This window comes from Vibrio sp. 10N.239.312.D08 (genome assembly GCF_041466145.1).
Lineage (GTDB): Bacteria > Pseudomonadota > Gammaproteobacteria > Enterobacterales > Vibrionaceae > Vibrio > Vibrio crassostreae_C.
Genome location: NZ_JBFSSD010000013.1, coordinates 1 through 25,179, shown reverse-complemented (window position 1 = coordinate 25,179; position 25,179 = coordinate 1). Strand labels below are relative to the sequence as shown.

Sequence of the window (25,179 nt, the reverse complement as noted above, 5' to 3'; positions counted from 1 at the left end):
AATAGAGACAGGTTTTAGATGGAAAAAATTGCATCATTCACAAAAAAATATGTCGCCGAGAAAATCTTGCTCATAAATGCCGCCAGTAGTAGGGTGTCAGTATTGATATCCAATAATAGACAGCGATGGCGGTTATCGTACATCTAAGGAACAACATGCAAGCAGAAGTTAAATGGGTCGAAGGCTTTAAATTCCTAGGTCAATCTCAATCTGGCCACTCTGTAGTAATGGATGGCAGTGGTGGTGCAACCGCGCCAAGCCCAATGGAAATGGTCCTTATGGCCGCTGGTGGTTGTAGCTCTGTTGATGTCGTCGATGGTTTGAAATCTGCAGGCCAGAACATCACAGGCTGTAATGCAAAACTTGAAACGACACGTCGTGAAACAGCACCAAAAATCTTTACTGTGATTAACATTCACTTTGAAGTGTCTGGTGACAACCTAGATCCTGAGTTAGTGGCTAAAGTATGTGCTGATTCGTTAGAAAAATACTGTTCAGTATGTCTAATGTTAGGTGCTGGCGTAGAAATGACTCACAGCTGGGAAATCGTTTAGTTTTCGGTTTGTACAGCCTAGCTTGGGGCCGGTACTTTTCGGCTTACGGCTTATTAGTAAAGACAGATACAGAAAAGGGCGGAGCACTTTGAGTGCTCCGCCCTTATTATTTCGGCTAAGGTAGAGTGCTGTTATTCAGCAGTTTCTACGATAACTTCTTCAACTTGTACTTCTTCTTGGTATTCGAAACCAGGGATCGTTGCGTCAACACGACGGTTTTGAGCACGGCCTTCTGCTGTATCGTTTGATGCGATTGGATTCTCTTCGCCTTCACCTGACGCTGTAATTCGGTCTGCTTCAATGCCTTGCTCTTCGATGTATGCCGCTACAGCTGCTGCACGCTTCTTAGAGATCATCATGTTGTATTCAGCTGCGCCTGTTGAGTCTGTGTGACCAACAACATCAACTGTTGATTGAGGGTGAGCTTTAAGTACTTCAACTAATGGCATTAATGCAATTTTGCCATCTGTAGACAGTTCAGTACTGTTTGTCTCAAACATACCTTGAGAGAAGCTCTCAGTTTGCGCTTTAGTAACAACCACGGTTGTCTTCTCTTCAACAACAACTGCTGGTTCTGTGATTGGCTCAGATGGCGCTTGAGTCACTGCTGCCGCAGAAGCTGCTGCTGCCGCCGCTGATGCAGTTGTGTTACCAGTACCGAAGTTGTAGCTAACACCAACAGACAGTAGGTTTGAGTTTAGGTCTTGAACGTAGTTGTCGTCGAAGTCATCAAAGTATTGGTACTCAACGCGTAGTGCCCAATCAGAAGAAAGTTGCTTCTCTACACCGATACCAGCAGAAAGTACAACGTCATCTTCACCACCGTGCGAGATGTAAGCAGGACCTGCTTTGAAGAATACGTCAAACTCTTGCTGTACTGGAAGGCGGTACATTGGCGTTAGTGAGATTGCGATTAGTGGATCGCTGAACGCAGCTGTTGTGCCGTTCTTTGAAAAGCTTGTCTTGTAGTCGCCAAGGAAGTCTGAGCTTAGCTCAATACCAAACTTGTCATTAAAATTGTAGCCAGAGTAGATGCCTGCACCAATTGCATCATCATCACACTTTTCACCGCTTACGCATGCGCTGTCTAGCCAGCCCACGCCCACTTTTGCACCCACGTAAGTCGTTGCAGCAATAGAAGGCGCTGCTGCTAGGCCTGAAGCGGCTACAACAGCACACATGATTTTTGACAGTTTTTTCATAATTTTTTCCTTGGATTAACTCTTATTTTTATCTGAACTTACCAGTAAAACGATCACTTATTGGGTTACGACACTGCTTATAATAAGTAAATCAAGGTGTTGGTTCAGGTGAACCTGTTTCTTTCTCAGTACTTATATTGTTAATCTGATTGCGTATTGGAGTCAATGAAATTGTTAAATATTATATATTTAAGATGCCTTTATTGTTGGTTTTATCATTTGTTGGAATGTATATGTTTATGTTTAAGCTATAGCCTAGCCTCGTCTATTTTCCAGTGACTCTGAGGGGAATAAGTAAAAAACTTGCGCTTTATCATGCTTATAAAACAAAAATCCCCACCCAATATGTATAACTCGAATGAGTACATGATTGGATAGGGATTTGAATTGAAGCTATAGCGGTATTTTCACGTTTTACATCACGTAATAGCTCGACTTTGTTTACGGACGCTCACCAGCTAACAAACGTTTTTCAATATCTGCAATGACACCTGGTAGGTCTGCAATGGTATCGATTAGGTAGTGTGGGTTTGATTTGTTTAGCTTAACGCTTGCTTTTTCACGTGCAGCTGCAAGTGTTGTCTCGTCTGCATCTAAATATTCTTGATACGTTAAGCCTGCTTCGTTCCCCGATAATACAAGTCCAACTGTCCACATGCCTGCGTTGTGACCCTCATCGATCCCCGGTGCTGCGTCGTCTACTTTTACACACGCAGCAACGCTAGTTACACCTAGATCGATTACGTTTTTCAGTGCCATAAATGGAGCAGGGCGACCACCTTGAGGTAAGTCATCGGTCGCTACCACGTTATCTGGTCGGTAACCGTAATCTGCAGCAGCAGGAATTAAAACATCCATCACTTCACGTGGGTAACCTGAACAAGACCCGATCTTCACGTTCTTCTCTTTTAGGTTATTGACCACTTCTATCGCATTCAAAATAGGTGCTGCGTGATCGGCTATTTTCGCTTTTTGAAGAGGCATGAATGCCGCGTAGATCGCGTCAACGTCTTCACTTGTCATGGAGCGTCTGAACTGAGCCTTCCAACGAGCGTCAACAGCTGGAATTCGACCCACTGCTTGGATGTGGTCCCATTTGCCGATCCCCATAGGTTCACGCGCTTCAGCTAAGTCGATGTCAAAGTCGAAACCTTGTTTGAATGCTTCAACGAAGATGCTAGTTGGAGCAAACGACCCAAAATCAACGATAGTGCCGGCCCAGTCAAAGATAACCGCTTGGATAGGTGATGTCGTGTTCATAATAGTGTCCTATTTTTGTGTCACTCCCAGTTCAAAGTTCTGGGAAACAAATGGTTGTTTAAGGTTATTGGTTTAAATGTTGATTTCGAGAATTAAAGGTATTCAAAATCTTTGCAGACTTTGGCTATCGCTTTTTCGAATACAGACAGAGCGACTTCTAGCTCGCTGCGACTGATGATCAATGGCGGGCTTAATTGAATCACGTTACCTTGTGACACCTTAAAGCTCAGGCCATCGTTCAGACATTGGTAAAGTACTGCTTCTGCTTCATCGAACGCTCGGTTTTTGGTGATATGGTCAGTGACCAATTCCACTCCCCAGAGCAGGCCGATGCCGCGAATGTCACCAATGACTGGGTATTTCTCTTTCATTTGAAGCAGTTGTTCACGCACGAATGCGCTGTCTGCTTGCACTTTTTCAAGTAGATTTTCTTGCTCAATCACTTCCATCGTAGCCAGTGCCGCCGCGCAACCGATAGGGCTTTTTTCGTGGGTGTAGTGACCAAGAGATACTTGCGCTGCCGTGTTGTATTTGTCTTTAGTGATCATGGCTGCGATTGGTACTAAGCCTCCGCCAAAACCTTTACCGATACAAAGAATGTCAGGTTCGATATCAAACGCTTGGTGTGTAAACCATTCGCCGCTACGACCCATGCCATTTGGGATGTCGTCAATGATCAATATGACGTTGTGTTTGTCACAGATCTCACGAATGCGCTTCCAATAAGCCTTACTTGGCACTTGAACGTCTGTGCTACGAACCGCTTCTGCAATGAAGGTTCCAATACCGCCTTCTTTTTCAATCACGTACTCTAGGTAATCCGCATAACGCACATCACATGTGGTCTCGTTCGCATCGCCGGAGTTTTGCCCGCGAAGCGATAAAGAGTCATTAAGCGGGAAAGCGCCACGATAAGAAACGGCTGGTGGAATACGTTCTACGCCAGCCATTAACGGGCCCATGCCTTCGCGGAAACAAGCTTCACCACCCACTGAAACTGCGTCCAGTGACGCGCCATGGAATGAGTCCCACAGTGAAACGACCTTGAAGTTGTTGGTGACATGTCGAGCCAGTTTGAGTGCCATGCCGATAACCGAAGTACCACCCGGTGCAAACAACACGCGGTTCAACTCACCACCGCAGATCTGTGTCAGCTTTTCAGCGCATTGAACGGCTGTTTCATTGGTAAAGCGACGTGGTGAAAACGGCAATGACGCCATTTGCTGAGTCACTTTATGAATGATGTGAGGGTGACCATAACCTAGTTGATGGACATTATTGCCATGAAAGTCCATGTACTTTTTGCCAGTCGCATCTTGAATGTAAATGCCTTCGGCTGCTTCAAGTGTGTCTAGGCAAGGCGTTGACATGGCTTGATGAAGAAACACGTCAGCATCACGCTTTAACATTACTTGAGTCGCATCATCGTTTAGCGACTCGTTCCATTTTTCGCGTGCTGGCGTTGTGTTCACATCGCCTTCGCTTCGAAAGTGTGTGGCCTTTAGAACTGGCTCTGGATTGGTCGTCGTCATTATTTGATGTCCCAGTACATAGCGTTTTTCACTGCGCTAATGAGAGCTTCAATGTCTGACGGATACACTTCACCAATGTTACCGATTCGGAAGCAGTCTGCGTTTGAAACCTTGCCCGGGTAAATCACAAACCCTTGCTCTTTCAAACGGTCATAGAATTCCTTGAATTGGTAATCGCTATGAGTTGGAGAATAGAAAGAGGTGATGATAGGTGAATGAAGGTCATCATTAAGCAGTGGTTCAAAACCAAGAGAACGCATACCTGCAACCAATGTGGTTTGGTTGGTTTGGTAGCGACTATGACGAGCTTCGATGCCGCCTTCTTGTTCCAATTCAAGTAGAGCTTGGTAGAAAGCGCGCACTGTATGAGTCGGAGAGGTGAAGCGCCATTTACCATGGTTGCTTTCCATGCAGTGCCACTGGTCAAACAGGTCAAGGCTTAATGAGCGAGCTTGGCCTTTGCATTTTTCCAGTTCCGATTGCTTCGCAATAACAAAGCCGAATCCAGGTACACCTTGAATACACTTGTTTGCCGAGCTGATCATGTAATCGATACCTAAGTCAGCGATATCCATAGGGATGCCACCAAAGCTCGACATTGCATCGAGAATGACGGTTTTGTTGTGCTGTTTTGCCAATTTGGCAATGTCTTCAATTGGATTCAGCATGCCTGTCGTGGTTTCACAGTGCACAATCGCAACGTGAGTAATGTCTGAATCCATGGCCAATGCCGTTTCCATTTCGTTCAAGTCAGGCTGTGATGTTTCACCTGGGGAAACGACATGGCATGGAATGTTTAAGTATTCTGCGATTTGAGCAATACGAGCGCCGTACGCACCGTTATCAACAACAAGAAGCTTACCGTTGTTAGAGATAACGCTACCGATTGTTGCTTCTACCGAAGCGGTGCCGCTACCTTGCATTAATACGCTTGTATATCCCGCTTGCTTAGTCGCTAAAGTCACTAGCTTGCTACGAATCACTTCAACAACGTCTTTGTTGTATTCATCATCCCAAGTACACCAATCTTTTAACATCGCTTGGCGAACGGTTTCAGAAGTAGATAAAGGGCCCGGTGTCAGCAGTAAGTATTCGTTTCTCATGTTCAACTCTCGTGATTTCAATTTTGGACTATACCAATATTTAGAGTTACTTTAACAACCAATTTAAACGGTCGTAAATAGCCCAAACATCATTTTCACAAAAGCTTCATATTAAAAATGGTCACTTGTCTTGAGAAAGTTTTCGATCTTTAAATTGCCATTTTTCGTTCATTTAATCGTCACAAAAGCCAGTTAGCTTAATAATCGAAATCTGGTACATACCAGTGGGAGGGGTGTGTGCCAACAACTGGAATGAATTTTTGAATATAGGTGCCTCTCGATAGGGCTTCTAGCTTTAACAACTTTAACTTTGGCAATTTTTAATTTTGGCAACTTCTCACTCTAGAGTTGGGCCTGACTGGAGAAAATGATGAAAAACCGTTTTATGAAAGGATCACTTGCAGCATTAGTTACTCTATTAGCTGGTAATGCTTATGCAGCACAGGAAGTGACGGTTTACACCGCTTTTGAAACTGACATTTTAGCGAAGTACAAAAACGCATTTGAAAGTGAAAACCCAGACATCAACATCAAATGGGTGCGTGATTCTACTGGGATCATGACGGCAAAATTATTGGCTGAGAAAAACAACCCTCGTGCAGAAGTAGTTTGGGGACTTGCTGGTTCTTCAATGGCACTGCTTAAAGAAGAGGGCATTCTCAAGCCTTACACTCCTCAAGGTGTAGAAGCTCTGCGTTCAAACCTCAACGATCCACAATCTACTCAAGCTTGGTATGGCAATGACGCATTCTTCAATGCAGTTTGCTTTAACGAAGTGGTGGCTAAGCAATTGAACCTACCGGCACCTAAGTCTTGGGATGACCTAACGAAGCCTATCTACAAGGGCCACATTGCTATGCCAAACCCAGCATCTTCTGGTACGGGCTACATGCAGGTTTCGGCTTGGTTACAAAACATGGGTGAAGACCAAGGTTGGAACTACATGCAGAAGCTAGATCAAAACATTGCTCACTACACACACTCTGGTTCTAAGCCATGTGTTCAAGCGGGCATGGGTGAAGTCGCTATCGGTATTTCTATGGCGAGCCGTGGCGCTAAGCTGAAAACTCAAGGCGCTCCACTTTCAGTTATTACGCCTGAAGGCATCGGTTGGGAATCGGAAGCGGTAGGCCTTGTTAAGCCTTCTGATGCAGCACAACGTGTTATCGATTGGTCTATTTCTAAAGCGGCAAACGAGCTTTACATCGAAATGTACCCAGTTGTTGGTCACCAAGATGTGACAGGCAAAGCAGAGAACTTCCCTAATGTAGAAAAGAACATGGCAAAAATGGACTTCGCTCGCATGGGCAGTGAACGTGCAGACGTTCTTAAAACATGGTCTGACAAGTTTGACGCTAAATCAGAGCCAAAATCTTAATCTATCGAGCTACTCAGTTAATTAACTATTTAGCTATTTAACTGTTTAGTTCATTAGAAGTTAGAAATCAGTAAAGGAAGGCTTCGGTCTTCCTTTTTTAGTTTTACGCCTTTAGGTTTTAAGTAAGGTACAACAAATGACAAAGCACTACTCATATTGGTTCAAGCAAGCGTTGGAACAAGAGTTTGGCAACATCCATGCGGGGCTAGATTCGGCTAAGCCGCTCCAAAAAGACGTCAACTGTGATATCGCCATTGTTGGCGGTGGCTATACGGGTTTATGGACGGCGATTTTAATCAAACAACAGCAACCAGAAAAGCATGTTGTCGTGATTGAAAAAGGCCTATGTGGTAGCGGTGCTTCTAGTGCGAACGGCGGTTGCATGCTGACGTGGTCAACTAAGTATCCGACGCTGAAAAAGCTCTATGGAAAAGAACAAGCGAAATGGTTGGTTAAGGAGTCGGAAAAGGTTATATACGAGATCGAAGCCTTCTGTAACGAACACAAGATTGACGCGCATCTATATCGAAGCGGTACTTACTACACGGCGACTAATGAAGCCCAAAAGGGTGGAATGGAGCCTGTTGTTAATGAGCTTGTTAAGCAGGGTATCAATAGCTGGAAGAAGTGCGACAATTCTTTGGCTGATAAAGCGGGATCTGATCGCCACATTGAGGGTTACTACTCAGAAGCTGCGGGTAGTGTGCAGCCAGCGTTATTGGCGAGAGGCTTACGCCGCGTTGCGATCGAATTGGGTGTCGAAATTTACGAAAATACAGAAATGACTTCTCTTGATTACGGCTCACCAGTTCGCGTCCAAACTAAGGGTGGGACGATAACTTCCGATAAAGTGATCTTAGCGCTCAATGCGTGGATGCTCGATCACTTTAAAGAGTTCAAACGCAGCATAGTGGTTGTCTCTTCCGATATGGTGGTGACCAAGCCTATTCCTGAAAAGCTCAAGCAGTTTGGTCCAGAGAAAGGGGCTGCGGTGGTAGATTCGCGTATCTTTGTCCACTATTACCGAGATACCCAGGACGGACGACTCATGTTGGGCAAAGGCGGTAATAAGTTCTCGTTTGCCAATCAAGTTGAAAGCATGTTTAACCAAACGACCAACTACCTGCCGATTCTCAATCAATCGTTTCAAAAACTGTTCCCTAAATTGGAACAAATTGAATTCGATTACAACTGGTCAGGAGGCTCAGATCGTTCGGTCACCGGTCTGCCATTTTTCGGTAATCTAAAAGGCCAAGGCAACATCTATTATGGGCTTGGTTATTCAGGCAATGGCGTTGCTCAAACCCGTATGGGCGGAAAAATTTTGTCAGCAATGGTACTCGATATCGACAATGCATGGACACGAAGTGGTTTAACCAAAGGCCCATTAGGACACTTCCCGCCAGAGCCATTTCGTTGGGTAGGTGCGATGATGGTGCGTGATGCGGTACGAAGAAAAGAGAACGCGGAAGATTCGGGTAGCAAGCCATTGTGGCTAGATAAACAGTTATCCAAACTCGCAGGTGCGGCGGGTAAAGCCGACAAGGTTGAATCATAGATTAATCTAGCGTTTAAATTAGAAGTTTACATTTAGGCTCTCAGTGATTTATGGGCAAGTCACTGAGGGCTTTCAACGTTGAACGAACTTTTAATTCTGAACAAATAGCAATCTTTAATGCTTATTATATCTGCAATATAACTGTCATTTAGCTTCTATAAATTTGTCACTCAACTGCAATATTCTCAGTTTAAATTTGGTATATACCATATAGAGAGTGCTGTAGTATGAGCAACCAAACTTATTTGAATATTGAAAACGTTGTAAAGCAATTTGGCCAATTTACAGCGTTAAAAGACATCTCCCTATCGATAGATAAAGGCGAGTTCGTCTGTTTTCTTGGCCCGTCCGGCTGTGGAAAAACCACCTTATTACGTGCGATTGCAGGTCTAGACTTGCCAACTTCAGGTTCCATTGAGCAGAACGGTAATGATACGACCTTCTTGCCACCAGAAAAGCGCGACTTTGGCATCGTGTTCCAATCTTACGCTTTGTTTCCAAATCTCACTGTAGAAGAAAACATTGCGATTGGTCTGAAAAACCAAGGCATGTCGACCAAAGAAGCCCTTGAGACGGTTGAGTCTTGGTTAGAGACCATTGGCTTACCAACGTCTGGTCAGAAATTTCCAAATCAGCTATCTGGTGGACAGCAGCAGCGTGTTGCTCTGGCTCGCGCATTAGCCTTGTCTCCAGGCTTGTTGCTACTCGATGAACCGCTTTCTGCGTTGGATGCGAAGGTAAGAACACACCTACGTGATGAGATCTGCCAACTGCAACGCAAATTGGGTATCACCACTATTATGGTGACGCACGACCAAGATGAAGCGTTAACGATGGCAGATCGTATTGTCGTGATGAATCATGGTGTTATCGAGCAGGTCGGTGCTCCTCAAGAGATCTACCAAAAACCTGTCAGTCGTTTTGTGGCTGAGTTTGTTGGTAGCATGAACTTTATTCAAGCTTCTGTTGCGGCTCAAGGCAAGATGCGTATTGCTGAGTCAATGCTGCCGTTACCTGGCTTAGATAATCTCACGCCAAATCTGGGTGATGTTTTTGATATTGCCGTTCGTCCAGAGCAAATCCAGTTTGTTGATCGTTTTAGTGAATCCTTGCCAGTGAGAATCGTATCAAGCGAATTCTTAGGGGCGTTTTATCGTGTTGAGTGTCAATTGCAACATGACTCAACGGCGAAAGAGATCATCGTTGATGTACCCGTCAAAGAGTTCAATCGATTGAAGCTGCGTCGCAGTGATATTCGTTACGTGGCGTTTGATCAAGAAGGCCTTAGAGCTTACTCATCGAAAAGCCTGCAAGTGATGAAAGACGAGGCGGCGTAATCAATCATGGAATCGACTCAAATGATGCAATCTAAGCTGCTAATTCAACGACGAGTACAACCTTTTCTGGCTCGGTTAAGCAAAGACAACGTAATTCTATTTGGGCTGTTGGCCTTTTTGTCTGTGGTCATGACGTTGTTTATCCTGATGCCACTGTGGGCAATGTTGAAAAAGAGTGTTCAGAACGCAGACGGTGAATTTGTAGGTTTACAGAATTTCGCTACGTATTTTGCGTCTCAAAGCCTGTGGCAGTCGGTAGGCAATACCTTCACGCTTGGATTGCTAGTGACCGTAGTCGTGGGTGTCTTGGCGTTTGGTTATGCCTATGCGCTAACTCGTTCATGCATGCCTTTTAAGGGGCTTTTTCAAGTACTGGGTTCTGCGCCTATTCTTGCTCCGTCACTGCTTCCTGCAATCAGTCTTATCTTCTTATTTGGTAACCAAGGTATCGCTAAAGAAGTCTTGGGGGGCAACTCGGTTTATGGTTTGATTGGTATCTCACTGGGCTTGATATTTTGGACGTTTCCACACGCCTTGATGATTCTGACCACCTCATTAAGAACCTCTGACGCTCGCCTTTATGAGGCAGCACGTGCACTCAATACTTCATCGTTAAAAACTTTCTTTATGGTGACGTTACCTGCGGCAAAATACGGCTTGATCAGTACCCTGATCGTTGTGTTTACGCTGGTGGTTTGTGACTTTGGTGTGCCAAAGGTGATAGGTGGTAGCTACAACGTGTTATCGACTGACATCTTTAAGCAGGTGGTTGGTCAACAGAACTTCTCTATGGGTGCAGTAACCAGTATCTTGCTGCTATTACCTGCGTTGCTTGCGTTTACCGTTGACCGCTGGGTTCAAAAGAAACAAAAGAGCTTGTTTGATACTCGTTCTGTCGCGTACCAACCTGAACCTAGTTCACTACGTGATGGCTTATGTTTCCTTTATTGCACCATCATCTCTGCTGCTGTGGTTATTGTGTTGGGCATGGCGATATACGGTTCGATGGTCACCTTCTGGCCTTGGAACAAAGCGCTGACGCTAAACAACTACAACTTCGCAGAAATGAGTACTTATGGTTGGGCGCCATTCTTCAACTCCTTAACGCTTGGTGCTTGGACTGCGGTTATTGGTACTGTTCTGATTTTCTTAGGTGCATACTGCATTGAGAAAGGTCGCGCCTTCGGTCCTGTTCGTCAAGCGATGCAAATGCTCAGCGTTGTTCCGATGGCCGTTCCGGGTATGGTGCTGGGTTTGGGTTATATCTTCTACTTCAATGATTTGAGTAACCCACTTAACTTCTTGTATGGCACGATGGCGTTCTTGGTGATTAATACCGTGGTTCACTACTACACGGTAGGGCACATGACGGCGTTAACGGCATTGAAACAACTGCCTTCCGAAATTGAAGCAACAGCGGCTTCGGTAAACTTACCGCAATACAAGCTGTTCTTTAAGGTGACGTTACCTGTTTGTCTGCCGGCGATTTTAGATATTGCGACATACCTGTTTATTAATGCACTTACCACGACATCTGCGGTAGTATTCTTGTATTCTACCAATACGATTCCAGCGTCAGTATCAGTACTGAATATGGACGATGCAGGTCAAACCGGTGCAGCAGCAGCGATGGCGGTGATGATCATGATATCTGCAGCGAGTGCGAAGTTGATTCATATGCTAATCAACAAGTTATTCGATAAGCGCACCCAAGCTTGGCGTAAACGCTAGCGAACCACTTATATTGCAGTTGGCCAAGGAGTGGCTGACGACAAGAACAAGAATGAAAGGAAATGAAGTGCAGTACGTAAAAATCAAAGATGTCATCGTAGAGCAGATAGAGTCGGGGATGTTAACACCACGACAGAAGCTGCCTGCGGAGCGCAAACTGGCTGAATCGTTTGATACAACACGAGTTACGTTACGTGAAGCCTTGTCTTCACTTGAAGCGGAAGGACGAATTTATCGAGAAGACCGACGTGGTTGGTTTATCTCTCCAGCGCCACTGCGCTACGATCCAACACAAACGCTGAACTTCACGAATATGGCTTTGTCGCAGAATCGTAAGCCGAAAACAGAGTTGGTGGCGGCGAAAGGCATTTTAGCGACCAAGGAAGCAACTAGGCTTCTTGAGCTGCAACCTTTCTCGGACGTTTATCGAGTAGACAGAGTTCGTTATCTTGAAGATAGGCCGGTTGTGTATGTGACCAACTACATTCGACCAGAGTTGTTCCCTAACTTGCTTGATTATGACTTGTCTAAATCGTTGACGGACATCTACCGCGAACACTTTGGTGTGGTGTATCAGAAGATCCGTTACCGAGTGAGCACAACGTCTTTACTTGGCGAGACAGCGCAAGCCCTGCGTGCGACTTCTGGCTCACCTGCAATGGTTGTTGAGCGTGTTAACTACAATCAAAACGGCGATCTGATTGACTGTGATATTGAGTATTGGCGTCATGACGCGATCAGTATTGAGTCAATCGCGCAGCTAGAGCGCTAGTCATACGTTAGAACGTTAGCATATCTGCAATTATGCAGGATTGCCCAATTGAAAAGTTCAAAGGTCTCTTATTCGGAGGCCTTTTTTATCACCTGTTGTCAGCCGTTGTGCTAATTCATCTATAATTTAGGAATGAAATGGAATTCTCTGCCATCGTCATCGTGACTATTTCGGCTTTGCTTCACGCGGGTTGGAACGTTCTAGGTAAATCGAATCAAGGATCGGGCTCGTCTTTCTTCTTAGCCTCTGGCTTTGCCGCTGCTGCGATATTGACTCCCTATTTGATTTGGTTCATTTACAGTGTCGGCTTTGTGGATATCACGCTTTTATTCTGGAAGCTACTTCTTTTAAGTGGTATTTGCCAAATCATCTATTTAATCGGCTTAGGTGTAGCCTACAAGCAGGCCGATATTGGGGTGATTTACCCGATGGCACGAGCGCTGCCCGTGTTGATGGTGGGTTTAGGCACGGTGTTGATAGGCTATGAGCTGTCACCTAATCAATGGTTTGGCTTCACCTTGATTACCTTGGGTTGTTTGTTTGTACCACTTAAGAAGTTTTCAGATCTTAGGTTAAAAGCGTATCTCAACCTTGGCGTACTGTGGGCGTTAATCGCGGCCATTGGTACCACGGGCTATTCCATCATTGATAAAGAAGCGCTTCTGTTACTCGATCCTTTGAGCACACCAGTTATAACTAACAAGCACACCGCGATTTTCTACCTAGGTATCCAGTTCTGGGCAATTGTGATTCCGTTGAGTGTTTGGTTATTCGTAACCAACCAAAGAATCGAGTTTACTAATGCTTGGATACTGCGAAAGAAAGCCACGCTTGCAGGCATTATGATGGCTTCGACCTATGGCTTAGTGCTGTTTGCGATGACCATGACTGAAAATGTCAGCTTGGTTGTTGCTCTTAGGCAAGTGAGTATCATTTTTGGCGTAGTGATGGGGATCTACTTTTTAAAGGAAAAGTGGCACGCGACTCGCGGTGTAGGCGTATCTCTAATTATTGCTGGCTTAGTTATCTCATTGACTTAAAAGATCGCCTGAGTGATTGGGGATTTGTGAATAGGTATCTCTATTAAGTTAAATGAAAAAACGCCCTTAGCGAAACAAACTTCGTTAAGGGCGTTTTCTCTTTATTTAGTAAGAAGCTGTAGGTAGTAAAAGACTTACCCCGCTAAATCTTGAGCATCTTGCTGTTTCAACACTTTGTGGCCATCTTCAGTGACACCACGTTTCCAGTAGCTGCTGATGTAGATGTTCTCTTTCGCGACTTCTTTTTCGTTGCGGAAGTATTGTCTTAGCTCACGCATGCTTTCAAATTCACACGCTGTCCATATTGAAACCTGACCTTCTAACCATTCTGTGTTGCGCACGGTTTGTGAAAGTGACTCTGAGGTTTCATCTTCAATCAACCAGGTTACTTTAATACCTTGAGGAGTCTCAAGTACCTGCTTATCTGCTGCTGAGTTGATCTGAATGATAGCGTGACCAGTTGCTGTTTCTGGGAGCGTTTTTACTTTTGCAGAAAGCGCAGGTAGGGACGTCATGTCTGCAACTAAGAAGAACCAGTCTGACTCTAGGTTAAGCCCCTGAATTAAACCAGGACCAGCCACTGAAATAGTGTCACCCACTTTCGCGTTCATTGCCCACCTTGCAGCAAAGCCACACTGCAAATCTTTAGTGATGTGACGAACGAAATCGACTTCAATCCACTGCTCTACAGGATTGTACTGACGAATGGTGTAGGTACGCATGGTTGGGCGCTCACCTTCGTTTAGCTGGCTTAAATCAGTCGTGCCAAGTGGCGAGAATAAAAGCTTGATGTAGCCGCCGGCACATTCTGTTGGGTATCTACTTAATCCCTCACCGCTAAGCGTTATGCGCTGCATGTTTGGAGTAATTGTTGAGGTTTGAGTAACGGTTAATGTGATAGGGCTAGGCTTGCTCATATAAGGCTCTCTTAGATTTGGATTTCCACATCATAATCCTGAACTAAAAAACACTCAATACTAATAGTTATCATTTACTTTGATTTACACATGTACTACCTAACTTATACGACAGATCCTATTGAGAAACGGATCCTACAAAAAAGAGCCCTTTAGAAAACTAAAGGGCTCTTAGGATTGGTTTGACTCAGCGAACAGAATTAGCTGTTTGCTTGCTCTAGTTCAATCGTTTCTTCAGCGGCTTTCGCAGCTTCTAGCATCTTACGAATAATGAACGATGCTGCCATTGCGATACCTACCATCACGACGGCAAGAACAGTCAGCATTTGGAAGTAATCACCGTAAACCGTTTGCACGATCTCTTGTGTGATCTCTTGACCTTTCTCTAGTGCAATAGACGTTGAGAATACCGCGCCAACAATGCCTGATAGTGCGATAGCAACAGAGAACAAGCTTACTGAGAAGTTTTCAATGTGCTTAGGTGCAACAGACAGGATGAAGGCTACAACCATTGAACCTACAATCACTTCACCGAATGCTAGGAAGAAGTGAATCGCTAGGAAGACTTCTGGGCGGATCAGAATATCGTCACCAACTGTCGTTACTGCCATCGTAAGGATACCGAAAGCGATAGCCGTAAGGATGAAAGAGAAACCGACTTTGGTTGCAGTTGAGAAGTTAATGTTTTTCTTTTCTAGGTTAGAGAAGATACCCGCGATGATAGGGCCAGCAACCATACACCATAGTGGGTTCATTGCCATTGAAGCTTCAGGTGCGACAGGGATGAAACCAAATAGATCGCCACGCATTGTGTTGATCGCTACCATTGTCATCGAAGTCATCATCTGACCGTAGTACACGAAGAAACATGTCGTCAGGAATGTGATGATTAAGATAGTCCCCATTTTTAGCATGTCTGATTTCTTCGATTTCATCATCAAAGAGACAAAGTAGATGATCGCTGCACCACCGATTGCGTACACGATGTTTTGGCCAATATCCATGTTAGAGAACATGAAGAATACCAAGCCGATCATTGCTGCAGAAAGACCAAGGAACGCTGCCCAGTTTTTAGTGCTTACTGGTTTTTGGTCGATTTCAGCACTTGCTTCAACAAGGCCTTTGCGAACAAAGATCATCATCAGAAGCGCAGCACCGGCTAGAACCGCTGAAAGAAGGAAACCACCGTGGAAACCAACAACAAGTACTAGCATTGGGAACAGGTATTGGCCTAACAGAGCACCAATATTGTTTACTGAGTAGTTGATTGGGTAGCAGTTCTCAAAATCTTCTTGAGTTTTGAACGTGCGTTTGTAAAGACTTGGGTAAGAAGGGGACATCAAACCACGTGCATAACTTGCTAACGCAATACCACATAATGCCATCGGAACATTGGTTGCTGCTGCACCAAGTACCAGTAGAACGTAACCACTTGCGAACCCTAGGAAGGCAATGGTTAAAGATCGGTAAGCGCCTAAAAACTTGTCGGCGATAAAGCCACCTGCGATAGCAAATAGCGGTCCGATTGCAGAGAAAGCACCAACAACCATCATGGTGTCAGCTTCATTGTAGTTCAGATCTTCAAGGAAGAAACGAGTCAAGATCACCATGACGCCATAGAACGAAAGTCCGAACATCATTTGGCAGAACATCATTGATTTGTTTAATCTATTCCACATTATTTTATTCTCACGTTTGTATTAATATGTAGTGTAATTGCCCGATTATAATATCATTAGTAGTAATACATAAACTTAAACATCTGTCCCAAGCAGAACTTTACTCGATATATCTTTTCTTATGAGTGCATTCATATTTCTCATGAATGAGATTTGCAACGTTAGATTTTGCAAGTGGATGCATGGCGGTATGAAATTTAGCCATCATCATTTGTGGCTAAGTAATGAACTAATAAAGGGAAAGTTAGAGGTAGTCATTCTGTAAGTTATTTTGAGTGAGTATCACTTTCAATTAGCTGTTGGGCTTTAGCCAATAAAAAAGCCAGCTTGGTGGCTGGCTTTGTTGAGATATTGAAAACTAAGTTTACAAGAATGCTGTCTCTATAGAGGCTTTCTCCACTCGTGTTCCTGTCTTTTATTCACAAGGTGGTGCCATGTGGATCACGGCTAGGCCGCCTAGAGAAGTTTCACGGTACTTCTTGTTCATGTCTTTACCTGTTTGATACATGGTCTCGATAACCTTGTCTAACGAGATAAGACACTTGCTGGTTCGTTTCAACGCCATGCGCGATGCATTGATGGCTTTCATTGCACCCATTGCGTTACGTTCGATACATGGCACCTGAACAAGTCCGCCGATCGGATCGCATGTCATGCCCAGTGAGTGCTCCATCGCGATCTCAGCTGCAATACAAATCTGTTCGTTGCTACCACCACGTAGGGCAGTTAGGCCTGCTGCGGCCATTGATGAAGAAACGCCGACTTCACCCTGACAACCTACCTCTGCGCCAGAAATCGAAGCGTTGGTTTTGTATAAGATGCCGATTGCGCCAGAGACTGCCAAGAAGTCTTTAAGCTGCTTAGTGTCTAGCTCTTTGATGAAGCGATGGTAGTACATTAATACCGCAGGAATAACCCCAGCCGCACCGTTGGTCGGTGATGTCACGACCTGACCGCCCGCTGCGTTTTCTTCACTTACAGCAAAGGCAAATAGGTTAATCCAATCCATGATCTCCATTGGATCGTTTTCAATCGAGGCATTTGCTTCCAGCTTTTTAAGCAGAGCAGGTGCTCGACGAGTGACTTCTAGACCGCCATCAAGAATGCCTTCCGTGTCAAAGCCACGCTGCATACACAGAGACATCACCTTCCAAATTTGGTCGGCTTTCTGGTCAATCACATCCATACCTTGGAAAGACACTTCGTTACGCAGAATTAAGCCACCAAGGCTCAGTCCTTGTTGTTCGGATAGTTCAAGTAACTGATCAGCGGAAGAGAAAGGGAACTCAACTTGTGTTTCTGCTTCCTGTTTGCCGTTTTGTAGCTCATCAGCGGTTGCGATAAAGCCACCACCAATCGAGTAGTAGGTTTCCATATCCAGAAGGCTGCCGCTTTCGTCAAAGGCAGAGATAGTCATGCCATTTTCATGCAACGGAAGGTTAGTTTTGTGGAAGAGCAGATCGCTTTCTACATCGAAATAAATTTCATGGTTACCGCTAACCAATAGAGATTTATCTTCAATCGCCTTACGCATTGCTTGGTTAGCACTGGTGATTTTAATGGTGTCGGGGCGGTTACCTAGCAAACCTAACAAGGTCGCTCTGTCTGTGTGGTGACCAATACCCGTCAATGATAACGAGCCGTATAAGTCGATTTGAATACGCTTCACTTGCTTAAGCTGAGCATCAATTTTTTGGGTAAAGTTAAACCCAGCGATCATTGGTCCATTTGTGTGGGAGCTGGACGGCCCAACCCCAATTTTGTAGATATCAAAAATAGACAGCATAGTAACTTCCTGTGAAGACGGTTCGATGGACGAACTCTGTGTAAAATTTGTATTTAGTTAGTTTCACTTCTTTGAGTGAACCTGTTCTTTGGGTGAAACAGTTATCGATTGAGCGTATTCATTGATTGAAAGGACTCTTTTATCGACTAGTGCTAACAAGCATAGAGCGCTGAAATACAAGAGCGTGCTATGTTTGCTGTAAAGCGACACGTCTATTCTTGTATTACCTAAGATGTGGCTATCAATAGTGAGCATTATTGCGAGCAACATATAAGAATTTCAAAATACTTTTGTTAACAAGTATTGTATACATAATTCACTACATCTAATCCCCAAAACGAGACTTGAACATAAAATGAGCATTAATCACCTCCTTATTGTGCTGGGTAAGCGACTTAATGAGAATAAATTGACTGATGAAGGAACCAGTCGAGTTGATGCTTTGGTTGAGTATCTGGCGGAGCCTTTGGTAGAAGAGTCGAATCAGCAAACTGCGGTAGCATTTTGTGGTGGGCTAACAAAAGGGCAAACACTGTCTGAAGCCGACGCGATGCACCAGTACTTTAGAAAGCTTGAAAAGCAGCGTGAACATCCGTTTTCTTTAGGGGCGATTTTGCTCGAGCAGCACTCGACCAACACTGTCGAGAACATACAGAACTTGGCCTCAGAGATGATTGCAAGCGGGCTGTTTACTCGCGGGCAAAGTGTGCAAGTGACATTCGTTTCGAATGACTACCATTTACAACGTATATTCGAGATTCAATCGCTCATGGGCGAGCAAGGTTTGCTTAAAGTTCTCATCGAGAAGTGTTCCGCACTTGGGGTAGAGCAGCAAATAGATCGCAGGTTGGAGGCTCATGTTGCGGTGTCATACCCACATCAAAGTGCTCAGGGGCAATTGTTTCTGTTGATGGACGTACTGACGACCTACCGAGTTTATCTTGAAGGTGTTTGTGCGGGCGCATTTAAGCGAGATTTAGAGTTGGTTAGACGAGAGCCAGAAAGACTGTCTTTGGAAGCATTGATCACTGCCAAAGAGCTCGTTGGACGTTCATCTGACTTTGACATTGTGGAGAGTTTACTCCCAGCATTGGAGCGCTGTATCCAGCAGACTTCAGTGGGTACCGATGTAAAAAAAGTCAGGGAATACCTAGCTCTACTAGATACTAACCTGACTTTATTGAATCGTTATTTAGATCCGGAATCGGATCACACACATCGCTGGTGGCGATAGGTGATTATTTCTTTCTCGTGATGCCAAAAGCTAGAAGTTCAGTGCCTTCTTCAGCGATGTTTTTAACCGCTCGAATGTAATCATCGCCCATAACATTGTGCCAGAAGGCTCATGTGTTTTTTTACAGTGATTAACTTTGGTTTTCTGAATCTTGCTCATGGTTATTGCGGTAGTACTCCCACTGTTCAATGCGCTCGCCGTCATCGAATACACAGTAAGTTGTACGCTGATTGTTTTCAGTAACCGTGTCTAATTCACCGTCTTGTTGAACACAATAAACCGCTGCTGGGTTAGCGACTGAAACACGTTGGCCCTCGCTATATTCTGCATAGTCGTTTGCACAACCGCCTAATACAACGGCACATACAGCCATCAAACCAATTTTCTTCATGTCTATCTCCTACGTGATAACTCTATAATCGAATGCGTTAAGTTCTACAGAACCAAATGAGAAGCTCTATGAAATTAGTATATTTTAGATTTCAGAAAAGGTTGTCCTAATTTGGTCAAGATATTGAAATAGGTTGATATTTCTTCATGTTTAACGACTTTTTGAGTGTTAGATCAAGCTAAGTGGATTCAAGTTACCGTAGGAATATCCCCGTCCGATCCGTTCTGGTTAGCGGTTGTGAACCTCGAATCTATTGATGATTATGATATGATGCCGCCAAATTCAGTAGAGCAGTCAGAATCATGAGACACCTAAAAACAACTATCCATCCTGATATCGACCATCTAGACAATAAAACGGTCTATAAGCGCAACGCTGCCCGTGCCATTGTGTTAGATGGTGAAGACATTCTGATGCTGTATACAGAGCGTTATCACGACTACACCATTCCTGGTGGTGGTTTGGATGAAGGGGAAGATGTGATCGCAGGTATGGTTCGTGAACTCGAAGAAGAGACTGGCGCGAAGAATATCCATAGCATCAAGCCGTTCGGCATTTTTGAAGAGTTTCGTCCTTGGTACAAAGATGATGCAGACATGATGCACATGATTTCTTACTGCTACTCATGCAAGATCGATCGTGAGCTTGGTGAAACGGCTTACGAAGATTATGAAGTGAAAAACGGGATGAAACCGGTGTGGATGAATATCCATGAAGCGATCGCTCATAACGAAAAGACCATGGCAGAGAGCCCTAAGAAGGGCATGAGTATTGAACGTGAAACCTTTTTGCTGCATTTGATTGCCAAAGAGATGCTTTAGCCGTTATCAATACTAGCCTGCTAAGCTATTTATTTGCCGCCACTTTTGGCGGCAAAATTGTTTCTAGCAATGCTAAAATTTAATAGCGGAAACTAATTATTGAATATGGTTGATATTGTCAACTAAGTGTTTTTGATGTATCTTTACCTCAGCGATGAACCTATCTAGCTTAACTGCCCGGTTATATCGTTAAATCTCGCTGTGAGCCTGCCCTAAACAAAGAATACTATGAATAAAAGACAGTTTATTGCCCATTATCTGCGCATGAATCGCACCTCGTACTTATTGGCGATTGTGTTCATCTTTCTCGTCAACTGGTTACAAGTAGAGATCCCTCGTTATATCCAATTGGCGATAGATTTGATTGATGATGCCTCTTCAACTGGCCACCAACAGCTTCAAACCTATGTTTGGATTGTGGTCGGGATGTCGGTTGCCATGGTGGTGGTGAGAATTCTGTCTCGTATCTATGCGCTTAATCCGGGGCGAATTACAGAGGCCGCACTTAAAAGTACACTTCTACAAAAGTTGAATCGCTTACCGAGCAGCTTTCACGAACGCTTTGCTTCGGGTCGACTGATCTCGATTATCAACAATGACCTTAGTGGCATTCGACTGCTGTTTGGTGTCGGCTTCTTGCAGTTCTTCAATGCCTTGCTTGCGTTGTCGTTGACGCCTCTTTACATGTGGCGTATCTCACCAGAATTAACGCTTTATTCGATCATTCCTATCTCAATCGCTTTTGTGATTTTCCGTGTGGGCTTCAAGCGTATGAAAACGCTGCATTTAGAGCACATGAAGCGTCTACAAAACCTGTCTGCTCAGCTAATGAGTTACCTGTCTGGGATTGATCTCATTAAGAGCCAGCAGATGTCACCTTGGGTGAAAGCCGAAAGTGAAAAGCTGAACCAGTTATTGCTTGAATGCCGCCTTAAAATTACACGCATTCAAGTCTTCTTTATGCCGGTACTCGACTACGCCAATGACCTGATGAAAATCATCATTCTTGGGCTTGGTGGCTACATGTTAATGAGACAGGAACTCACACTTGGTGAGATTACCGCCTTTCTGACTTACTCGGTTTTGCTCGCTATGCCATTGATGCAACTTGGCAGAATCGCGACCATTTATCAGCGTGGCATGGTAGGTATTCAAAGTGCACAAACCATTCTTAATGCCAAAGTCCCGGAGCTTGATGAAGATAAGCTGACTGAACTAGATGTTGAATCACTGAAGGGAAAAACGTTTTCTGTTCGCAACCTCAGCTTCAGCTATTCAGGTGAAGAACGCGTGATTCTCGATGACATCAGCTTTGATATTCCAGCAGGTAAGAAAGTGGGTGTGTTAGGCGGGATCGGAGCGGGTAAAACGACATTAGTGAACTGCTTAAACCACCACTTGGATGTACCACAAGGTTCTGTTTTCCTTGGTGAAAGAGATGTCACTAGCTTCTCACGCAGTGACTTACGCCGTTACGTGAAAACCGTGACTCAAGACCCTTACCTGTTTTCAGCAACCGTCGAAGACAATATCCGCTTTGGTAGCCTAGATACCGATTTGGCAAAGAGTCAGGTTGATGAAGTGCTAGAGCTCAGCCAGTTGGCTAGTGATGTGACACGTTTTGAACACGGCGATCAAACCTTAGTCGGTGAGAAAGGGATCATGTTGTCAGGTGGTCAGAAGCAGCGCTTAAGTATTGCGCGTGCTTTATTGCAACCCACCGACCTGATCATCATGGATAACGTTCTATCGGCTGTCGACTATGAAACAGAACGTAAGATCTTGGAAGGTTTGTTTAAACGTTTGGAAAATCAATCGGTTCTTGTGGTTTCACACCGCGTTAATGCCCTTGAATATATGGATGAAGTCATCGTGTTGAACGAAGGTAAAGTGATCGCGAAGGGCGACCACGCCACGTTATTGAAAACCTGTGATTACTATTACGATACATGGCAACTACAGCAGAATGAAACGGAGGCAGCAGCATGTTAAAACGTGTTGATCTCAAGTACCTCAAGCACTTTTTTAAGTTTGCTAAGAAATACAAAGGCTCTGCGATTCTGGGCATCGCTATGCTTCCTCTTTCTGTCATCACGAGCTTGTTGTTCCCTTGGCTGATCATTCAAGTGATCGATGTTCACCTGAGTCACGGGGATATGGATGGTCTGCTCGAGTACGTCTTCTATCTCGTTGCCGTGCTGGTGGCGAGCTATGTGGTGGATACCACCTATTCGTACAACCTACGTAAAACCGGGCAATACACGATAACTGACATGCGCTCAGTGTTGTTTGCTCGCGTGCTCAAACTGCCACGCAGCTATTTTGATAACACACCGATTGGCGTAACGCTTTCACGATTAACCAGTGATTTGGAAACCATCGGCGAGACGTTTGTTCAGTCGGTTGTCGGGCTAGTTAAAGACAGCATCAATACCATTGCTCTGTTAGTGATGATGTTCTTTATTGATTGGCAGTTAACGATGATTGTATTGATCATTATGCCACCAGTGATGTATTTGACGGTTTATGTACGAAACCGACTTCGTGCACTCTATAAGTTGACTCGTTCTTCGTTGGCTCGCGGTATTGGCTTTTTACAAGAAGTCTTATTTGGCATGAAAACCGTTCAGATGTACCGAGCGGAAGAGCAAGTCGAGCAACGCTACCAAGGCTATACCGATGAGTTTTTAAGAGCGCAGAAGAAGATCAATAAATACGATGCGATTTTGTTCTCGTTTATCTCCGGCATCACTTCAATCACTATCGCGATTATGATCTGGTATGGCTCTGAGCAAGTGATAGAAGGAGCGCTCACCTTGGGTGTGCTGATTGCGTTCATCAATACTTTAGAGAAAGTGTTTGTTCCGATCCGAGACTTTACTTCGCAGATCGCTTCGATTCAGAGTTCATTTGCAGCGTTTGACCATATTGAAGAACTGTTTGTTGAGCCGACTGAAGAGGAAGGGCGTAACCTGCTGCCATCTAACAAGGTTGAGAAACAGCTTGAACAGTTTGTGAGCCTAGAGTTTAAGAACGTAAGCTTCCGCTACAAAGACGACTCTCCCTACGTTCTAAAGAATGTCTCGTTTGTATTGGAGAAAGGGCATCAAATCGCGCTTGTGGGTTCGACGGGTTCGGGCAAGTCGACGATTCTGCGTCTGATCTCTAAAACCTACCAAGATTATGAAGGCAGCATTTTGTTGAATGGAATAGAGCTGTCACAGATCTCAAGTGAAGACTCTGCTCATTTGTTCTCAATGATGATGCAAGACGTGCACTTATTTGAAGAGACCATTCAATTCAATATCGCGCTGGGCAAAACGCATCTATCTAGAACTGAGGTTGAACAGGCGGCGCGCTATGTTTATGCCGATAAGTTTATTGAACAATTGCCACAAGGTTATGACTTCCACTTGGAAAAGAACGGCTCCAACTTGTCTGTAGGGCAAACGCAGCTTATCTCGTTCGCTAGAGCGGTTGCACAGGGTGGTCAATTGATGATGCTTGACGAGGCGACCAGTTCGGTAGATTCAATCACCGAAGACCTGATTCAAAAAGCAATGCAGCGCCTTTTCAAGGAAAAAACTGTGATTGCGATTGCACACCGTTTGAGTACCGTTCGTCACTCAGATACGATTTTGGTGTTGGAAAAGGGTGAAATTGTTGAGCAAGGTAATCATCAACAGCTGGTGGCACACAATGGTATTTATGCTGGCTTGTTACAAGAATCGATTGTAGAAACGGGTGATTCTCAAGTAACGGTTGCCTGATCACCTCAAATCAGGTTTACCGTTATCGATACTATGAATTGGTGTTGCTTATGTTTCACCAATTTCTATTCTTTTCTAGTATTCCCAGTAGCTTAGGGAAAATAAAACATATTTTACGATTATTAATATGTTATGATCTCCCTACTACTAAAGGGGTGTCTTAGGGCATCGGGATGTATGCAAGCAAAAAGAACCGGCTTGTGTCAGTCACTTTCTGGCGAATATGGAATCGAAAATGTTGTTGGAAGAAGTTGTAGAAATTATCGAATTAACCGACTCAGACCATTTATCTCAAGCAATGGAACTGTTTAACGAGCATGGTTTTGTTGATGCTGAGTCTTTACCTTTTATGAATGTTGTTTTTGAAACAGCACCAGATCAACTTGCGAAGAAGCTGTCGCAGATTGGTTTTAAAGGTTTAGTGCAAGTCGAAAAGAATGAAGATGCATCGGGCTTCACCATTATTGATGCTGACCGTGTTCTGCTAAAAGACTCTGCTTAGCTGCAAGATTCAGCTTAGTGAAAAGACTCTATCCAGTTCAGTAACACCCGTTATGATTATTTGAGGTTAACACAGTGACAACAGCAACCGTTTCATCAACAGAACAACACATTTCCAATGAACATGCGCTTTTAGGTGCATCGTTATTAGCGTCTCAAAAAGTTGAGTTGGCTCTGTTCAGTGTGATCTCTAAATTAGTTAAAACCCTATCAAAAGATCAGCAACAGGCATTAGGTCTGGATTTGGATACCTTTTTAAGGGAGAAGCCAAGTGAACAAGCCTCGACTCTGAGCCGCTACGAAAATACGTTTGGTGAGCAACTTCCTTTGAAGGCCAATGAACTCAACGATTTTATTTATCATCGAAACTTGGTTACTCGTGGATTTTGGCGTGTGACTGGAGCTGATGTTAAAGGCGGTGAGAAGCTTGCTAACCCAGAGCTTTATTTAAAAGAGTTCTTGGCCAAGTGTGAATACTGGCAAGTGATGCTTGATACTCAAACCAAGTAATCAAATAGAAATAAGAAAGCCATAGCGAACATGCTATGGCTTTTTTGTTGGTGCGCCGAGCATGGCGTTGATCTAGGAGGTGAAAGTCCTCTACGGGCTCAGT

General features: G+C 44.3%; 21 protein-coding genes. 13 read left to right on the top strand and 8 right to left on the bottom strand.

Annotated elements, in window-relative coordinates; genetic code table 11:
* Positions 1-155: 155 nt before the first annotated feature.
* A complete protein-coding gene (locus tag AB6D58_RS09210) occupies positions 156-554 on the top strand; it encodes an OsmC family protein (protein WP_017068628.1) in 399 nt (132 codons plus the stop codon).
* A gap of 131 nt (positions 555-685) precedes the next feature.
* On the opposite strand, the gene AB6D58_RS09205 is transcribed toward AB6D58_RS09210, so the two are convergent.
* From AB6D58_RS09205 to phnW, 4 genes are all read right to left on the bottom strand, one after another.
* A complete protein-coding gene (locus tag AB6D58_RS09205; RefSeq protein ID WP_372157084.1) occupies positions 686-1,756 on the bottom strand; it encodes an OmpA family protein in 1,071 nt (356 codons plus the stop codon).
* Positions 1,757-2,197: 441 nt separating this feature from the next.
* Positions 2,198-3,016 (bottom strand): phosphonoacetaldehyde hydrolase, encoded by an 819-nt coding sequence (gene phnX, locus AB6D58_RS09200; protein WP_372157082.1) that lies wholly within the window; start codon positions 3,014-3,016, stop codon positions 2,198-2,200.
* A 92-nt stretch (positions 3,017-3,108) separates the two neighbouring features.
* Positions 3,109-4,548: an aspartate aminotransferase family protein gene (locus tag AB6D58_RS09195; protein ID WP_372157080.1), complete on the bottom strand. Its 1,440-nt coding sequence runs from the start codon at positions 4,546-4,548 to the stop codon at positions 3,109-3,111.
* On the bottom strand, positions 4,548-5,651 hold the full coding sequence (gene phnW / locus AB6D58_RS09190) for a 2-aminoethylphosphonate--pyruvate transaminase (protein WP_372157078.1): 1,104 nt from the start codon (positions 5,649-5,651) through the stop codon (positions 4,548-4,550). Before phnW ends, AB6D58_RS09195 begins: the two co-directional genes overlap by 1 nt.
* 367 nt (positions 5,652-6,018) lie before the next feature.
* Here phnW and AB6D58_RS09185 point away from each other — a divergent pair, with 367 nt between their 5' ends.
* The 6 genes from AB6D58_RS09185 (at position 6,019) to AB6D58_RS09160 (ending at position 13,467) form a co-directional block, all read left to right on the top strand.
* Positions 6,019-7,029, top strand: coding sequence for a putative 2-aminoethylphosphonate ABC transporter substrate-binding protein (locus AB6D58_RS09185; RefSeq protein ID WP_065584565.1), 1,011 nt, complete (start codon positions 6,019-6,021; stop codon positions 7,027-7,029).
* A gap of 136 nt (positions 7,030-7,165) precedes the next feature.
* Positions 7,166-8,587 carry an FAD-dependent oxidoreductase gene (locus AB6D58_RS09180; RefSeq protein ID WP_372157076.1) on the top strand — a complete coding sequence of 474 codons (1,422 nt, stop codon included), beginning with the start codon at positions 7,166-7,168 and terminating at the stop codon, positions 8,585-8,587.
* A 227-nt stretch (positions 8,588-8,814) separates the two neighbouring features.
* Positions 8,815-9,924 (top strand): putative 2-aminoethylphosphonate ABC transporter ATP-binding protein, encoded by a 1,110-nt coding sequence (locus AB6D58_RS09175; protein WP_017067332.1) that lies wholly within the window; start codon positions 8,815-8,817, stop codon positions 9,922-9,924.
* 21 nt (positions 9,925-9,945) lie between these two features.
* Positions 9,946-11,655 carry a putative 2-aminoethylphosphonate ABC transporter permease subunit gene (locus AB6D58_RS09170; protein WP_372058053.1) on the top strand — a complete coding sequence of 570 codons (1,710 nt, stop codon included), beginning with the start codon at positions 9,946-9,948 and terminating at the stop codon, positions 11,653-11,655.
* A 67-nt stretch (positions 11,656-11,722) separates the two neighbouring features.
* On the top strand, positions 11,723-12,427 hold the full coding sequence (gene phnR / locus AB6D58_RS09165) for a phosphonate utilization transcriptional regulator PhnR (protein ID WP_372157074.1): 705 nt from the start codon (positions 11,723-11,725) through the stop codon (positions 12,425-12,427).
* 137 nt (positions 12,428-12,564) lie between these two features.
* Positions 12,565-13,467: a multidrug transporter gene (locus tag AB6D58_RS09160; protein ID WP_017059509.1), complete on the top strand. Its 903-nt coding sequence runs from the start codon at positions 12,565-12,567 to the stop codon at positions 13,465-13,467.
* Positions 13,468-13,601: 134 nt separating this feature from the next.
* On the opposite strand, the gene AB6D58_RS09155 is transcribed toward AB6D58_RS09160, so the two are convergent.
* The 3 genes from AB6D58_RS09155 to AB6D58_RS09145 form a co-directional block, all read right to left on the bottom strand.
* A complete protein-coding gene (locus AB6D58_RS09155) occupies positions 13,602-14,384 on the bottom strand; it encodes a siderophore-interacting protein (RefSeq protein ID WP_372157072.1) in 783 nt (260 codons plus the stop codon).
* 200 nt (positions 14,385-14,584) lie between these two features.
* Positions 14,585-16,063, bottom strand: a complete 1,479-nt coding sequence (locus tag AB6D58_RS09150; protein WP_080582209.1) for a peptide MFS transporter — start codon at positions 16,061-16,063, stop codon at positions 14,585-14,587.
* Between the two features lie 415 nt (positions 16,064-16,478).
* Positions 16,479-17,849, bottom strand: coding sequence for an L-serine ammonia-lyase (locus tag AB6D58_RS09145; protein WP_017068616.1), 1,371 nt, complete (start codon positions 17,847-17,849; stop codon positions 16,479-16,481).
* Positions 17,850-18,204: 355 nt separating this feature from the next.
* Here AB6D58_RS09145 and AB6D58_RS09140 point away from each other — a divergent pair, with 355 nt between their 5' ends.
* Positions 18,205-19,083 carry a YdcF family protein gene (locus AB6D58_RS09140; protein WP_372157070.1) on the top strand — a complete coding sequence of 293 codons (879 nt, stop codon included), beginning with the start codon at positions 18,205-18,207 and terminating at the stop codon, positions 19,081-19,083.
* Between the two features lie 130 nt (positions 19,084-19,213).
* On the opposite strand, the gene AB6D58_RS09135 is transcribed toward AB6D58_RS09140, so the two are convergent.
* Positions 19,214-19,474 carry a DUF333 domain-containing protein gene (locus AB6D58_RS09135; RefSeq protein WP_017059521.1) on the bottom strand — a complete coding sequence of 87 codons (261 nt, stop codon included), beginning with the start codon at positions 19,472-19,474 and terminating at the stop codon, positions 19,214-19,216.
* Between the two features lie 302 nt (positions 19,475-19,776).
* Here AB6D58_RS09135 and AB6D58_RS09130 point away from each other — a divergent pair, with 302 nt between their 5' ends.
* The 5 genes from AB6D58_RS09130 to AB6D58_RS09110 all read left to right on the top strand — a co-directional run bounded on the left by AB6D58_RS09130 (position 19,777) and on the right by AB6D58_RS09110 (position 25,076).
* Complete coding sequence (locus AB6D58_RS09130) at positions 19,777-20,295, top strand: NUDIX hydrolase (protein WP_017059522.1); 519 nt, start codon at positions 19,777-19,779, stop codon at positions 20,293-20,295.
* Positions 20,296-20,523: 228 nt separating this feature from the next.
* A complete protein-coding gene (locus AB6D58_RS09125; RefSeq protein WP_372157068.1) occupies positions 20,524-22,287 on the top strand; it encodes an ABC transporter ATP-binding protein in 1,764 nt (587 codons plus the stop codon).
* On the top strand, positions 22,281-24,065 hold the full coding sequence (locus AB6D58_RS09120; protein ID WP_372157066.1) for an ABC transporter ATP-binding protein: 1,785 nt from the start codon (positions 22,281-22,283) through the stop codon (positions 24,063-24,065). The genes AB6D58_RS09125 and AB6D58_RS09120 overlap by 7 nt, the downstream gene beginning before the upstream one ends.
* Before the next feature lie 235 nt (positions 24,066-24,300).
* Entirely contained in the window at positions 24,301-24,567 is a 267-nt protein-coding gene (locus AB6D58_RS09115) for a hypothetical protein (RefSeq protein WP_017059525.1), read from the top strand.
* Positions 24,568-24,641: 74 nt separating this feature from the next.
* Positions 24,642-25,076, top strand: coding sequence for a hypothetical protein (locus AB6D58_RS09110; protein ID WP_372104262.1), 435 nt, complete (start codon positions 24,642-24,644; stop codon positions 25,074-25,076).
* Positions 25,077-25,179 lie beyond the last annotated feature (103 nt).